Genomic DNA, 14,780 nt, shown 5'->3' with positions numbered 1-14,780 from the left:
CTTAGAACTGGTAACCAATGGTTAAAGACACCGTAGCAGGGTCGCCATAGTAACCAATTAGCGTAGTATCACCACCTAAACCAGGCTGATAGCTACCATCTGTATTTTGCTCACCTAAGAAGGCGTAGTTACCCACAAGATATTCCTCGTCTGTAATATTCTTAAAGTGAAGCGCCGCGGTCCAATCACCTTCATTGCTGTACCAGTTAACACCCACATTCAGTAAACCGTAACCATCTTGGCTTAATAAATTATCAGTCACGTTCAGATCATACTCACTGCGGTAATAGTAGTTACCATTAACAACAAAACCGCCAATTGCGCTTTCAATATTATAGGTAAAACCTACATTAGCCGTAGTTTCTGGAGTATTGGTAATAGTAAAAGTATCGGTGATGTCCATTGGGTTGCCATCGCTATCATAGGAGTTAACTTCTTCAAACGAAGAGTCTATCAAGCCTAGAGTTGCGAACAGATTTAGGCTATCCGTTGCGGCATAACTTACTTCTAGTTCAAGACCTGATGCCGTTGATTGACCTATATTACCTAAACGTTGGCTTAATTCACTACCATCACCACCTTCAACAGGCAGTACAGTCACAAATTGTCTGTCTTGATGATCAAGGTAGAATACTGTGGCATTTATCCGTAAGTTATCATTCCACTCACTTTTTACACCCACCTCATACGAGTCAACAATTTCTGGATCAACCGCTGGCTCAGGACCACTAGCTCTCGGGTTAAAGGTACCTGATTTAAAGCCTTGTGAGTAACTAGCAAAAAACATCATGTCATCACTATATTGATATTCAACACCTGCGCGCGGTGAAAAACGTGACCAATCTTCACTGTCGTTTAACACTTCAGGGAATGCTACATCACCACGTTCATAACCTGGTACCCAACCACTTTCAGGGTAGACTGTTTCAAAAACAACGCCATTATTTACTACGGCTTCTTTTTCCTCTTGGGTATAACGTGCCCCTAGGGTAAAAGAAAGTTTTTCGGTAACATTATAAGAGCCCTGTGCATAAACAGCATAACTTTCGCTATTGTTACAGCCAGTCACCTCACGCGTTAAACCAGCAGCACCTAGTACTGTGCCTAAATGCTCTAATATGGCATCGAAGTGACCACAAGATTCACCATCAAAGTAATATAAACCAGAAACAACGCTTAAATTGTCAGAATCATAATTTAACTGGAACTCTTGTGAAAACTGCTCATCATCATAAATAGCTGGTACATCAAAAATACGTTCGGCGGTATTATCAAAATCAATGTTAGTTTTTGAATAGTTACTTCTACTAGCAGTCACTGATTTAACCGACCAGAAATCATTAATGAAATACTCGGCCGTTAAGCTCATGCCTTCTGACTCAACACTATTCCACGTTGGCATACTGGTGTAAGAGTCATACACACTGTCAGGTATAGGCGCATCGGTAACCACACTAGGTAATAAACGGTAACCACCTTTAGCGTTAGAATCATCTTGGGTATTATCGTAATTAAAACGGAAAAACCAATCATCTGTCGGGGTAAACTCAATAGTTGCGCGCCCAGCAAAAACATCCTTGTTATAGTTTTCTAAGTCTTGTCCTGGCAAGTCAGATTGTAAAAACTCACCATAACCATCACGAGATAAGCTGGCTAAAGCAAAACCAACATATAATTTATCATCAACAACAGGAATTTTACCGGCCACTTTATAATCTTGACGGGCGTAACTACCAAAGGTGGCTTCTAGGTCAAACTCGGCATCCCCAGACATTTTTTTGGTAACATATTTAATCGCGCCTCCTATGGTATTTTTACCGTACAAACTACCCTGCGGGCCACGCAATATTTCAATACGTTCAACATCAAGGATATCAAGCACTGCTCCCTGTGGACGAGCAATATAAACATCGTCGACATAAATACCAACGCCAGGTTCATAACCCCATAAAGGATCATCTTGACCTACACCACGAATAAATGCAGTTAAGGTTGAGTTGGTACCTCGGCTACTTTGCAAAGTAGTATTTGGTGAGAATTGTTGAACTTCAGTCATGACACTAATGCCATTTTGTTCAAGCTGCTCTGCGCCAATGGAGGTTACTGCCACCGGAACATTTTGTAAGCTTTCAGCAGTTTTACGTGCGGTCACTTCAATTCGTTCAAGACCAGGGTTATCTTGGGCGCTTGTTGATTCATTTGCTTCTTCTGCAAGGGCAATGTTAGTGGTTAACGCGCTGGCAATAGCTAAAGCGAGGTAACTTAATTTTTTGTTATAGCGTTTCATATTAGTGCCTTATTATAATTTTATTGAATCAGTTGTTTTAAGATTTTTTTTGATGTTTTTACTGATGTTTAAACTCTATAACAAAACTAGACAAAGTTAATTTGTACTATAGTACCATAGAGGTTAGTGACTGAATATTATCAACTTTTATCTTTTACCCACCAAAATTCGATGATATTCATAGCGCTGTCGAGCGAAGATTCATATAAAAAGTCCGCACTCGCATCTCTATTTTTGTAACTAGAATTAACGCTTAAACCGTGGCCAATTTCATTGACTTCAACAAGCTTAACTTGCACAGACTCTTCGTTATTTTGCCAAAGCGTTTGCTGATAATCTGCTAGTGAGGTTTTACTAGGTTTCAACGAATTTTCTGAAAGCTTTGACCACTGCAAAGCCAAGCTGTGGGAATTTTTAGGGTTAACAACTTTATCTTTACTGCCCGTGATGACAATAAGCCTCGGCCATTTTTTAACGGCTTCGTTACCTTGCTTTGCTAAGCTAGCTAGTTCCTTTGAGGACTGTGAAGGGCCATTTCTCATACAGGAAATGGCTTTAGCTAAATTATTAGCGCAAGGATAAGGTAAACCCGCAATAACAGCGCCAGCAGAGAATAGCTCAGGGTAGTGAACTAATAACGCGCTAGTCATAGCACCGCCAGCAGAAAGACCTGCAATAAATACATCTTCAAATTTTGACTGCGCTTTTAGTGTGAGGATCATATTTTTGATCGACAATACTTCCCCTTGATCCTTACCGCTATCTTGCTCTGAGAACCAGTTAAAACAGGAAGTAACATTATTTTTTTTACTTTGCTGTGGTAGTAACAGAGTGAAATTATGTTGTTTAGCAAGCGAAACAAAGCCACTCTGTTTCGCTAAGGCTTCACCTTGCTGCACGCATCCGTGTAAAAATACTACAAGGGATTTAGTTTGCTTTGTCGGTTGAAAGTAACTTGCTGTTAAATCACCAGGGTTATCACCAAAATGCGTTAGAGGCTGAAAGTTGACTAACGGTTGAGAAGTAGCAAGCGCGGAACAGCTAACTCCGTATAAGAGCGTCCACAAAAGCGGCTTTATTTTAAGTAACATAGTATCAATCTTCAGATTTTGTCGTATGACAATAATGGCGCAATGCCATGTAGCTCTGTATGGTACTTTAGTGCCAACGAAGAATTAACTGAATAGTTCAGTAGGTGAGAGATCTTAATTTAACTAACGAGATAGCAAACAAAGTGACTAACTAAACTGCCGTAGATAGCCCATCCGCACTTAGGGTTACACCAGTTCGGCTAGTTGAATTTTTCTTAAGCTATCGCTGAAAAAAAACGAGTAAACATTACTCTACTTATTGATTCTTTAAAAAGTATGCTTTCAAAAAATCTATTAACAGGCGTAACTTCTTCGACTCGGCATTCCCTGGAGGAAATACGCCATAAACATGAATGTCCCTCATATCATAATCATCAAGTATTGAGAGTAGCTTTCCTGCTTTGATTCGAGATTTAGCATCATAAACAGGAATACGACCCAAGCCATGACCTCCTTCAACAAAAGCGGTTCTTGCTGCAGCGTTATTTGTGCTGATTGTGCCTTTCATTTCGATACTAAAAGAACGACTACCTTTGGTTAGTTCAAGCGAGCCCGCAGTTAGCTTATATAACACCCATTGATGTTTATTTAGCTCCGTTGGATGTTGAGGAAAACCGAATTTTTCAAAGTATGCTGGCGAGCCACAAAGGCAAGTACTGAGTGTTGATAGCTTTGCTGCTTGTAGGCCTGAATCGGCTAAAGGCGCACCACGAATGGCTAAATCTATGCCTTCTTTGATAATATTTACCACTTCATCCGTAAGCATGACATCAAGTTCAATTTTGGGATAAATGGTACGAAACTCATTAAGCGCTGGAACAATAGTTTGCAAGCCAACATTAACTGGACACGTAATCTTTAATAAACCGACCGGCTCATGTTTAAGGTTTTCAATCTGTCGATTAGCCGCTGATGCTTGCTCTGCGATCACACGGCAATACTGATAATACTCAAGCCCCGCTTAGGTGGCTGAAATAGTTCGAGTAGAACGATTCAATAGCTTTATGCCTAATTGAGCTTCAAGTTTTTTTATATGGTAACTCACCACAGCACGAGATAGCCCAATATGCTTGGCTGCACCACTTAGCGTGCCCTGCTCAATCACTTGGGCAAAAACAACCATACTTTTTAATTGTTCAAAAGAAATATTCATCGTTAACCTATCAAGATGATAATGCACCTATTGTATCATTTATTGAAACAAAGAAGTCTATATAATCTGCATTGTTAGCTTAGCTCTACTCAACTACACTTATCGTCAATGAAACACCCTTGGCAATAATTAAAATATTTAGGTTTACAATGCAAACTAAAAACATATTAATGGTATTAACATCACACGCTGAATTAGGTGACACTGGAAAGAAAACAGGCTTTTGGGTAGAAGAGTTTGCAGCCCCTTATTACGCGTTTAAAGATGCGGGCATAAACGTTACCTTAGCTTCTCCTGCAGGAGGACAAGCGCCAATCGATCCAACCAGTGAATTAGATGATTTCCAAACACTAGCAACCAAACGTTATTTCGAGGATGCCGATAGCCAAAACCTTATCGCAAATACTCAGGTTTTAGCACAAATCAACAGTGAAGATTTTGACGGGGTATTTTACCCTGGCGGACATGGCCCTTTATGGGACTTAACTGACAATACCAATTCCATCCAATTGATTGAACAGTTTATTGCCGCGAGCAAGCCTGTTGCAGCTGTTTGTCATGCTAGTGCAGCTTTATTAAACGTTAAAGATAGTAACGGCGAGTATGCAGTTAAGGGTAAAGCTGTTTCAGGTTTTACCAACACTGAAGAAGAAGCTGTTCAGCTAACCGATATTGTGCCTTTTTTACTCGAAGATGAGCTCATTAAACGCGGTGCTGACTATCAAAAAGTTGAAGATTGGCATGCATTTGCTGTGCAAGATGGCTTGATCATTTCAGGACAAAACCCAGCAAGTTCAGCCTTGGTCGCCGAAAAGTTAATTAGACAGTTAAATAGCTAACAACAACGCCTTTAGCACTTAGTTTATTAAGAGAGTTATTTTAATAAACTAAGTGCCGACTATTTAACTACATAGCTTTTATTTACTTCTACACTGGCTATGTAAATCTACGTCATAACAAGAGAATTATTAATGAATCAAGACAAAGTAGTAAATCGACAAATATTATTAGCATCTCGTCCTTTTGGCGCGCCAACTCATGACAACTTTACACTAGCAAAAACAGCCAAACCTATTCCACAACAGGGTGAAGTATTATTACGTACGGTATATCTTTCATTAGACCCTTATATGAGGGGACGCATGAATGATGCAAAATCTTACGCCGATCCCGTAGCATTAAATGAGGTAATGGTTGGTGGCACTGTTTGTAGAGTAGAAGAGTCAAAACACGCTGATTACCAACAAGGGGATTGGGTTGTCTCTTTCGGTGGTTGGCAGGATTACAGCATATCCAATGGCGTTGACTTACTTAAGTTAGGTAATAATATTTCAAACCCATCTTATGCGCTAGGAGTGCTAGGTATGCCGGGATTAACGGCATATATGGGATTATTAGATATTGGCCAACCAAAAGCTGGTGAGACAGTTGTCGTCGCAGCAGCAACAGGTGCTGTAGGTAGTTTAGTTGGGCAAATTGCTAAAATACAAGGCTGTAAAGTGATTGGTATAGCGGGTGGTACTGAGAAATGCCAATATGCCGTTGATACTCTTGGTTTTGATGCCTGCTTAGATCATCACAGTGATGAATTAGCTGCCCTACTGGCAAAAACCTGTACTGACGGTATTGACGTTTACTTTGAAAATGTTGGCGGCAAAGTCTTTGATGCGGTATTACCGCTACTTAATCCTAAGTCACGTATTCCTGTATGCGGTCTTATTTCACAATATAATGCTACTGAATTACCTGACGGTCCTGATCGTTTATCTTTATTAATGGGCACATTATTGGTTAAGCGAGCTAAAATGCAAGGTTTCATCGTATTTGATGATTATGGCCATCGTTATGGCGAATTTAACAAAGCGATGATGACATGGCTTAGCGAAGGAAAGATCAAATACAAAGAACACAGAGTAGAAGGCTTAGAAAACAGCATATCGTCCTTTATTGGCCTGCTAGAAGGCAAAAACTTTGGCAAGTTAGTGGTTCGTGTTGGCCCTGATGACTTAGCTTAACTAATACCAATCGGACTAATTTATTGATCCGTTAGGTATAAGCCCCATAAAAACAAAAACCCAGCAATTATGCTGGGTTTTATGTTTTTATTTTTCACTCGTTTTAATCGAGTTTTTAAAAATATTGTACTTATTGAAATTAAGCGAGGAAAGAACACAATAAAGCTATTTTTTCGAATAGTTTAGGTTAATATAGATTAAATAATTACCATCATAATATGTGGGTATATTATCTCGAACAGGCATGTAATATATTTAATGCTTTCAGCTTAGATTTCCAGTTATTAGGTAAAATATGTTTTATGAAATAATAAAGCCGCGTGTCGGCGAAACAGATGCTCTTGGACACATTAATAATACGGTTATTCCACAATGGTTCGAAGGTGCAAGAAACCCCATTTTTAGGCTATTTAGTCCTGATTTTAATTTAAACCTTAATCAGTGGGGATTAACTTTAGCAAAAAGTACTATCGAGTTTCATTTGCCACTTTTGTTTGATTATGATGTTCAAATAAAAACATATATTTCTCGCATCGGTACAAGCTCGCTTGATATATACCAAGAGGCATGGCAAAACGGTATTAAACATGTTTCAGGAACAGCCGTGATGGTTCATTATGACTTTATCGCTCGAGAGTCACGTCCTATTTCTAAAGATTTTATACAAAAACTACATATGCACTTAATTAATTAGAATGTTCAACCTAAATTTTTTAAACAAGCATAAAAAAACCCCGTATTAACGGGGCCTTATATAACTTACTTTATTTTGTCTTTACAAAAATAACAACCGGAAGCCTAGAACGGGATATCATCATCAAAATCAATTGATGGTTCTTGTGGGTTCACTTTAGGTGCTTGCTGTTGCTGATAACCACCTTGTTGTGCTGGTGCTTGTTGTTGAGGAGCAAAGCCACCTTGTTGTGCTGGTGCTTGCTGTTGAGCAAAGCCACCTTGTTGTGCTGGCGCTTGTTGTTGCGGAGCAAAGCCACCTTGTTGTGCTGGTGCTTTTGCTTGCTGTCCTTGGTTAGAAAATCCACCTTGTTGAGCTGGTTGGTTAGAAAATCCACCTGACTGTTGTGGAGCTTGTTGCTGCCCTTGATTAGCGAATCCACCACCTTGTTGTTGGAAGCCACCGCTCTGCCCTTGAGACGACTTACCATCTAACATTTGCATTACGCCATTAAAGCCCTGTAATACAATTTCAGTTGTGTATTGATCTTGACCTTGTTGGTTGGTCCACTTACGCGTTTGCAAAGATCCTTCAAGATATACTTTTGAACCTTTTTTCAAGTATTCACCAGCAATTTCAGCAAGCTTGCCAAACATAACAACACGATGCCATTCTGTTTTTTCTTTCTGCTCACCAGTTTGTTTGTCTTTCCATGAGTCTGACGTTGCAACAGTAATATTCGCTACTGCACCGCCATTTGGCATAAAACGTACCTCAGGATCTTTACCTAAGTTACCTACTATGATTACTTTATTTACACCCGCCATGAAAATATCCTATTAATTGAGCTATTAAGACGTACGTCGTTTCTTTTTCTACTTAAATAGAAAGAAAGTGTGTCTTTGAAATTTAGTTTAAGGGGGTAATTCTATAGTGAGCAGCGATCAAATTCGAGTGATTTTTTGTTAAAAGCTCATTTATTTTATTTTAATCTCTTTTAAAAATACCGAACCAAATAGCATATGAAAAACAGTGTATAAACACGGCGATGATATTGCCTACTAATTAATTGTTATCACTGATAATTAGTAGGTAACACTAATATTTATACCTGTGCTCAATCAAGATTCATTTTTCAGAACAGGTATAACCTAAAAAACTGAAAAAATTCAAAAATAATGAAGATTATAACTCAATGAAGTGTTCAGTTAGCTGAGTACGAATGTCTTCAGATATTTTTTTAGAGCTTTGCGTCTCATAATCAAAATTCACCATGGCTGCTGTACCCGATACACATTTTTCACCGTGCTGCCAAAGCTCTTGATAAACATCAAACGAGGCTCCACCGATTCGGCTAACGAATGTTCTGATCTCAATTTCTTGACCATAAAATAGCTGTCCGTGATAGGAGACTTCTATTTTAGCAATGATAAGTTGCCATTTCTTCGGGTCTAAATCAGGAGTGAAAAATCTAAATATAGGGGCTCGTCCACCTTCAAACCAAACAGGTGGCTTGGTATTGTTAATGTGGCCTAAAGCATCCGTGTCACTAAAGTGTGGCATCATTTTTTCACTGAACATAATTAACCTTTTTATGATTGTTAGCTTTACGGCACGAGCTTAAGTGCTGTAAATTATAAGATATAGTATCTTAACTCTATAGAAATTTCATAAATATTAGAATGATATCAATGAAAAATACTTTATCCTTCTTGGCTGTTATTTCCTTATATCACCGAGTCACATGAGTAGTTAATGTCATTACTTTACCCGTATATGTTTCCTTGGATATATTTAACGAAAATGATTACCTCTTAAGACGACATTATTTATGATATTGAGTTGCTATTAGAACAAATAAAATTATGGTTGAGCACACTAAGAGCAAAAAATTGTCTCTATTAAAAGAACAAAACACTAAATAAATAATGTTGAAGTTAGCAGTTAACGCTATAGTTAAATGAGTGATATATAAACATATTACTCATCACTTCTTTATTTTAGGTACGCGATGCTGTTTTTATTAAAAGCTATAACAAAAATAAAACAATGTAATGTCATATCGCCAAAATCTATAAATAAAATCTCACTTACTTGGCGAGATAATACATTCACTAGACTACTGTCATTGTTAGTCGTTGGCTTACTATTAACTATTTTTTGCTTCACAGTATCAGCTACCGAACGTGCAGTCGAACAGATAGAGAGTAGCTCAGGGTCGGTCAATGCCATAGAGGGTAATTCAATCCAGAATCAATCCTTAAATCAAGCTGATATTGAGTCTTCAGACGAAAAAATACTGTGCGATACCAGTCAGCCAAAAATAATCTTCAAACCACAAACAATCTTCGATAAAAATGAAGAAGGTTTTACTTTTTTACATCGTTGGGCCAATGCCATTCATATTGATACAAAGATTATAACGCTAGAAAATGAAGCTAATTTTTTTATCAAAAAATGTACTAAAACTTTTGCTGATATGGCTGAACTCGAACGCCATTTACGTAGTCGTAAATACCTTAGAGATGCAGAAGTTAGCACTGATGAAGACGTAGAAAACATTACCATTACCACTTGGGATAATTGGTCCCTAATGCCAACACTTAGCTTTGGCCGTAAGGGAGGAATAAACACCTATAGCTTTGGTATAAAAGAGCGTAACTTACTCGGATTAGGCATAGATACTGAAATTGAATCATACCGAAATGCCCAGCGCTCAGGTTACAAACTAGTAGCCACTATCCCTCTTTTTCAAAAACAAAACACCTCGGTTAAGTTGGGGTTTGCCGATAATGATGATGGTCAACAACGTAGCTTATTTCTGCATAAGATATTTGCGAGTTTTCATACCAAAACGGCTTATCATATAGGCTTTAACGAAGAATCTCGTAACGATACTATTTTTCAAAATGGTCTAGACCAAAGTGTATTTGGCCATGATATTAGCTTTAAAGAAGCAAGTTATGCATGGCTAAATTTTAACAGTGATAACCGCTTACTAAGATATCGTTTTGGCATAACACAAGATAAAGAAACCTTCACCGAGCTTTCTGATGAAGAAAATATCGACTTATCCAATCCTCCTCTGACTAATGTAAAACCCGAAGATAGAGATTTACTCTACCCATGGATAGCTTTTGAATATATTGAAAAAGATTTTAGAAAACTAACAAATGTGCACTTGATCACCCAAATAGAGGATTTTAACCATGGTTGGCAACTTAACTCTAGCCTTGGCATAGGCAATGGTAATAAAGAAAACTCAGCATGGACTGTATGGAAGATGCGAGTAAAAAAAGGCTTCAACTTGCATGATAATTCTTTGTTGTTACTTGACCTAGCTCTAGCAAATGATATTTATCAACATAGAGATAGTCGTTTATTGGTAAGGCTTAGCGGGGAGTATTTTTATCAATTAAATAAAAACTGGGGTTTTTATTTAAGTAATACCAATGTTATCAGTAAAAACCAATACATTGATCAACCAGTGACTATGGGGGGCAATACTGGTTTACGCGGTTTTCCACTGCAATATCAGCACGGACAAGATAGCATTAAGGTTACCTCTGAAATCAGATACTACCCTGAAATAAATCTTTTTAAACTATTTGATTTAGCTGCTGTGGCTTTTGTAGATGCGGGTAGAACCTATGGTGAGTCTACGGTCAAAAACATAGAGGCGGGTTGGTTAGGTTCGACAGGACTTGGCTTGAGATTACACTCGCCACATTCAGGCGGTAACCATCCCATCATTCATATCGACTTTGCTTTTCCACAAAGTGATAATCCAGAGATTAATGGTTTTGAAATTAGAGTGCAGGCAAAAAAATCATTCTAATACCAAACGGATTAATCATAAACCTTTAAACAATATCCTGAGCAATATCCTGAGCAATATCCTGAGCAATAAAAAGGATTATTGCTTCAACAAATGGATACTACAAAAATCGCTTCAACACTCTATCTATTTGAGTAACTCGTATCTTTTTCAATAACTTCTGAGGTTTTTCAGGGTAGTCTTCTACTGAATCAATATCAGAGAAATGCGAAACTTTGCTCGTATTGACTAAAATACCGAGCAGTTCATCATCAGTTTTTTGTAAAAGCTGCTTATTAATATCATCAACAAGTAAGCCATTTTCTAAATCTAGTGCCCAAGCACGGGGATTTAAATTACTGCCTGTAATCAAGTGGTAGCGGTCATCAACGCGTAAACCTTTAAGATGAAAGCTATTATCTTTATCTTTCCACAAATGGATATTCAATAAACCTTGATCAATAAAATTTTGATAACGCTTAACAAAGCGCTTAAGTAACATCTCATAAACGTAGGGGATTATACCGATGGTACTGAAATCTTCATCGTTGCCAATAAAAAAGTCATTAGCTGTTTTATCGCCGACAACCACAGTGGTTTTAACACCACGTTTTAGCGCTCTAATCACATCTTTAGCAAGAGAATGAGGCAGATTAAAATAAGGAGTGAAAAGCACCATATTATCATCAGCTTTCTGCACTAAATGACGAGTAGCTCGATTAAGCTGATTTTTACGGCGACCAAAACCTACTAACGGTGTAATAAGGGCTTTATTATGCACTAGTTTTGATTGGCCAAAACCTTGTTGTTGAGCAACGTTATAGTGAGACTTTTTTAGCTGAAGTTTTAATGCGATCAGATTTTTCTTTTGCTCTAGGGCATCAGGTAGCCATTCTTGATTAAGTAGTGGCGCCAAACCTGAATCAATAAAAATATCAGATAAGTAATGACAAAAACTATCAGCTAGTGCTGCACTATTGATAGTACAGTAGCGGTCTAAACGATATCGTTCACCTTGGTGCAAATAAATATCATTGATACTTGCGCCAGTATAGAAAAGCTTCTCATCGAAAACCATGCCTTTTAGGTGTAAAACCCCAAAGACCTCTTTCCGTTTAACAGCAACACCATAGATATTAACTGTGTGGGGATACTCATGTGCTAATTTCAAATAAAGTGCACGGTTACCTAAGCTTGCCTTTTCGCCAATTAAGCCACGTTGACCGCGGTTAAAATCAACAAAGATGTTAATCTCCATCGTTGGAAAGTTAGCTTTAGCTTGGTATAAGGCATGGAGGATCTCTCTACCCGCCTCATCATCTTGTAGATATAAGGCAGTAATAAAAATACGCTGGCGTGCGTATTCAATAAGGGACAACAACTGCTGCTTATATTCTTTAGGCGTGGTAAGGAATTCAATATCACCACTATCGACAATTATTTCTTGCACTTTGCTCTATCTAAAAAAAATTAATTCACGACAGTATATCAATAATAAACCGAAGAAATATAGAGTTTTTCTTCGGTTCACTACAGCTATCTTCGCATTAAGGTGTTGATTTAACCCAAATAGGCCTAAATTTTCACCGCTAACTCTGCCGCTTGGCGTATCGCACGTTTAGCATCAAGTTCTGCAGCAACATTAGCACCACCAATAAGATGCACCGGTAAACCACCATCAAGTAGCTTTTGCTGTAAATCTCGATTCGATTCTTGCCCTGCACAGATAATGATATTATCAACTTCAAGCAACTGCTCTTTACCATCAACTTCAATCACTAAGCCTTTATCAGTAATGGCTTTATAACTTGCGCCAGCCACCATAGTAACGCCTTGTTTGACTAAATTGGCTCTATGAACCCAGCCAGACGTTTTACCTAAGCCTTTACCCACTTTGGTTGTTTTACGTTGTAGCAAGGTAATTTTCCTTGCTGGATCATGCTTAGGTATATCTTGTTTACTTAGCAGTGCCCCATTTTGTTGATACTGCTTATCAACACCCCAGTTTTTAAGCCATGCTTCTGGGTCATTAGTTAATGATTTTTCTGATAAATAAGTGGCTACATCAAAGCCAATACCGCCAGCACCTATTATCGCGACCTTGTTACCAACCTCAACTTTATCTCGCAGCACTTGTAAATAAGTAAGTACTTTATTACTCGTATAACCTTCCTCTAAACCTTTAATATCAAGCTTTCTTGGTTTAATACCTGTTGCTAATACCACTTCATCAAAACCTGCAGCGACTAATTTTTCTGCACTTTGCTCAGTATTAAGATGTACCTTGATATCAAGCAAACTTATCTGTTTGTTAAAGTAGCGTAATGTCTCAAAAAATTCTTCTTTACCTGGTACTTGTTTGGCGACATTAAATTGGCCACCTATCTCGCTAATTTTATCAAATAGTTCAACATGATGCCCTCGCTCCGCAGCATAAACGCTAAAAGCTAATCCCGCAGGTCCTGCACCTATCACGGCTAATTTTTTAACTTGTTTAGCTTTTTCTATAACAAGCTCTGTTTCATAACATGCCATAGGGTTGACTAAACAAGAGGCACGCTTTTGTGCAAACACGTGGTCTAAGCACGCTTGATTACAGCCAATGCAGGTATTAATTTCATCGGCTTTATTCTCTGCTGCTTTATTAACAAAGTCGGCATCCGCCAGGAATGGTCTCGCCATTGACACCATATCAGCTTGCCCAGTCGCTAAAACTTCTTCTGCAACTTCAGGCGTATTAATTCTGTTAGTGGTGATCAGTGGTATAGACACTTCTTTTTTCATTTTTTCAGTAACCCAGGTAAATGCAGCTCTAGGTACTGAAGTAACTATGGTGGGCACACGTGCTTCATGCCAACCAATACCTGTATTAATCAGTGTGGCACCAGCTTGCTCTACCGCTTTTGCCATAGTGACAACTTCTTCCCAACTGTTACCACCCTCAACCAAATCCAACATAGATAAACGAAAGATGATGATAAACTTTTCACCCACTTTAGCGCGTACCGCTTTAATCGTTTCAATCGCTAGCCGCATTCTGTTTTCAATACTACCGCCCCACTCATCGCTACGTTTATTAGTTCTTAAGCAAGCAAACTGGTTAATTAAGTAACCTTCAGAGCCCATGATTTCCACACCATCATAGCCTGCTTTAGCTGCTAACTTGGCTGAATAAGCATAATCTTTAATGGTCGATTTAATTTGACGTACTGACATTGCTTTTGGCGTAAAAGGAGAAATAGGTGATTTAATTTTACTGGGGGCCACACCAAATGGATGATATGCGTATCGACCAGTGTGTAATAATTGCAAACAGATTTTAGTTGGGTACTGATGAACAGCATCTGTTACTTGTTTGTGTTTATTTGCTTGCCAAAAATGACTTAACTCACTGCCAAATGGTGCAATTCTGCCACGTAGATTAGGGCTAACGCCACCGGTAACGATCAAGCCAACACCGCCTTTAGCTCTTGCTTGATAGAATGCAGCTAATTTTGCAAAACCACCACGCTCTTCTTCTAAGCCAGTATGCATGGATCCCATAAGGACACGGTTAGCTAATTGAGTAAAGCCAAGGTCTAGTGGCGCTAATAAATGTGGGTAGGCAGTTGTTGTCATAATTATGCTCTGCTATTGGTCGTACCAGTTGTTATAGTGTCATTAATTTACTGACATTTAGACAAAAATACAAGTTATGATAAAATCGTCCAGTTAACATTAACTTCAAATAAACAGTAGAATAAA

General features: G+C 38.4%; 10 protein-coding genes and 1 pseudogene. 4 read left to right on the top strand and 7 right to left on the bottom strand.

What is annotated here, in order from left to right:
- Window position 1: 1 nt before the first annotated feature.
- The 3 genes and pseudogenes from ESZ36_RS14540 to ESZ36_RS14530 all read right to left on the bottom strand — a co-directional run bounded on the left by ESZ36_RS14540 (window position 2) and on the right by ESZ36_RS14530 (window position 4,531).
- Window positions 2-2,287 carry a TonB-dependent receptor gene (locus ESZ36_RS14540; RefSeq protein WP_146789189.1) on the bottom strand — a complete coding sequence of 762 codons (2,286 nt, stop codon included), beginning with the start codon at window positions 2,285-2,287 and terminating at the stop codon, window positions 2-4.
- A gap of 140 nt (window positions 2,288-2,427) precedes the next feature.
- Entirely contained in the window at window positions 2,428-3,378 is a 951-nt protein-coding gene (locus ESZ36_RS14535; RefSeq protein ID WP_146789187.1) for an extracellular catalytic domain type 1 short-chain-length polyhydroxyalkanoate depolymerase, read from the bottom strand.
- Between the two features lie 256 nt (window positions 3,379-3,634).
- Window positions 3,635-4,531, bottom strand: a pseudogene (locus ESZ36_RS14530) (LysR family transcriptional regulator).
- 149 nt (window positions 4,532-4,680) lie between these two features.
- Between ESZ36_RS14530 and ESZ36_RS14525 the strand changes: the two are divergent.
- The 3 genes from ESZ36_RS14525 to ESZ36_RS14515 all read left to right on the top strand — a co-directional run bounded on the left by ESZ36_RS14525 (window position 4,681) and on the right by ESZ36_RS14515 (window position 7,240).
- Window positions 4,681-5,370, top strand: coding sequence for a type 1 glutamine amidotransferase domain-containing protein (locus ESZ36_RS14525; RefSeq protein WP_146789185.1), 690 nt, complete (start codon window positions 4,681-4,683; stop codon window positions 5,368-5,370).
- A 132-nt stretch (window positions 5,371-5,502) separates the two neighbouring features.
- Window positions 5,503-6,546, top strand: a complete 1,044-nt coding sequence (locus ESZ36_RS14520; RefSeq protein ID WP_146789183.1) for an NADP-dependent oxidoreductase — start codon at window positions 5,503-5,505, stop codon at window positions 6,544-6,546.
- Window positions 6,547-6,841: 295 nt separating this feature from the next.
- Window positions 6,842-7,240, top strand: coding sequence for an acyl-CoA thioesterase (locus ESZ36_RS14515; protein WP_146789181.1), 399 nt, complete (start codon window positions 6,842-6,844; stop codon window positions 7,238-7,240).
- Window positions 7,241-7,344: 104 nt separating this feature from the next.
- Here the strand turns inward: ESZ36_RS14515 and ssb are convergent, their stop codons facing one another.
- A complete protein-coding gene (gene ssb, locus ESZ36_RS14510; protein WP_246129111.1) occupies window positions 7,345-8,046 on the bottom strand; it encodes a single-stranded DNA-binding protein in 702 nt (233 codons plus the stop codon).
- A gap of 358 nt (window positions 8,047-8,404) precedes the next feature.
- Window positions 8,405-8,800, bottom strand: a complete 396-nt coding sequence (locus ESZ36_RS14505) for an acyl-CoA thioesterase (protein WP_146789177.1) — start codon at window positions 8,798-8,800, stop codon at window positions 8,405-8,407.
- Window positions 8,801-9,230: 430 nt separating this feature from the next.
- On the opposite strand from ESZ36_RS14505, the gene ESZ36_RS14500 reads away from it, so the two are divergent.
- Window positions 9,231-11,057, top strand: coding sequence for a hypothetical protein (locus ESZ36_RS14500; protein WP_146789175.1), 1,827 nt, complete (start codon window positions 9,231-9,233; stop codon window positions 11,055-11,057).
- Between the two features lie 100 nt (window positions 11,058-11,157).
- On the opposite strand, the gene pssA is transcribed toward ESZ36_RS14500, so the two are convergent.
- Window positions 11,158-12,486 carry a CDP-diacylglycerol--serine O-phosphatidyltransferase gene (gene pssA / locus ESZ36_RS14495; RefSeq protein WP_146789173.1) on the bottom strand — a complete coding sequence of 443 codons (1,329 nt, stop codon included), beginning with the start codon at window positions 12,484-12,486 and terminating at the stop codon, window positions 11,158-11,160.
- A gap of 125 nt (window positions 12,487-12,611) precedes the next feature.
- A complete protein-coding gene (locus ESZ36_RS14490; RefSeq protein ID WP_146789171.1) occupies window positions 12,612-14,654 on the bottom strand; it encodes an oxidoreductase in 2,043 nt (680 codons plus the stop codon).
- Between the last annotated feature and the right edge of the window lie 126 nt (window positions 14,655-14,780).

It is taken from the genome of Colwellia demingiae (assembly GCF_007954275.1).
Lineage (GTDB): Bacteria > Pseudomonadota > Gammaproteobacteria > Enterobacterales > Alteromonadaceae > Colwellia > Colwellia demingiae.
This window is presented reverse-complemented; position numbering and strand designations above follow the sequence as displayed.

Excerpts from the sequence above, each read along its gene's own strand:
- ESZ36_RS14540 (WP_146789189.1), bottom strand. The coding sequence starts at position 2,287 with ATGAAACGCTATAACAAAAAATTAAGTTACCTCGCTTTAGCTATTGCC.
- ESZ36_RS14535 (WP_146789187.1), bottom strand. The coding sequence starts at position 3,378 with ATGTTACTTAAAATAAAGCCGCTTTTGTGGACGCTCTTATACGGAGTT.
- ESZ36_RS14525 (WP_146789185.1), top strand. The coding sequence starts at position 4,681 with ATGCAAACTAAAAACATATTAATGGTATTAACATCACACGCTGAATTA.
- ESZ36_RS14520 (WP_146789183.1), top strand. The coding sequence starts at position 5,503 with ATGAATCAAGACAAAGTAGTAAATCGACAAATATTATTAGCATCTCGT.
- ESZ36_RS14515 (WP_146789181.1), top strand. The coding sequence starts at position 6,842 with ATGTTTTATGAAATAATAAAGCCGCGTGTCGGCGAAACAGATGCTCTT.
- ssb (WP_246129111.1), bottom strand. The coding sequence starts at position 8,046 with ATGGCGGGTGTAAATAAAGTAATCATAGTAGGTAACTTAGGTAAAGAT.
- ESZ36_RS14505 (WP_146789177.1), bottom strand. The coding sequence starts at position 8,800 with ATGTTCAGTGAAAAAATGATGCCACACTTTAGTGACACGGATGCTTTA.
- ESZ36_RS14500 (WP_146789175.1), top strand. The coding sequence starts at position 9,231 with ATGCTGTTTTTATTAAAAGCTATAACAAAAATAAAACAATGTAATGTC.
- ESZ36_RS14490 (WP_146789171.1), bottom strand. The coding sequence starts at position 14,654 with ATGACAACAACTGCCTACCCACATTTATTAGCGCCACTAGACCTTGGC.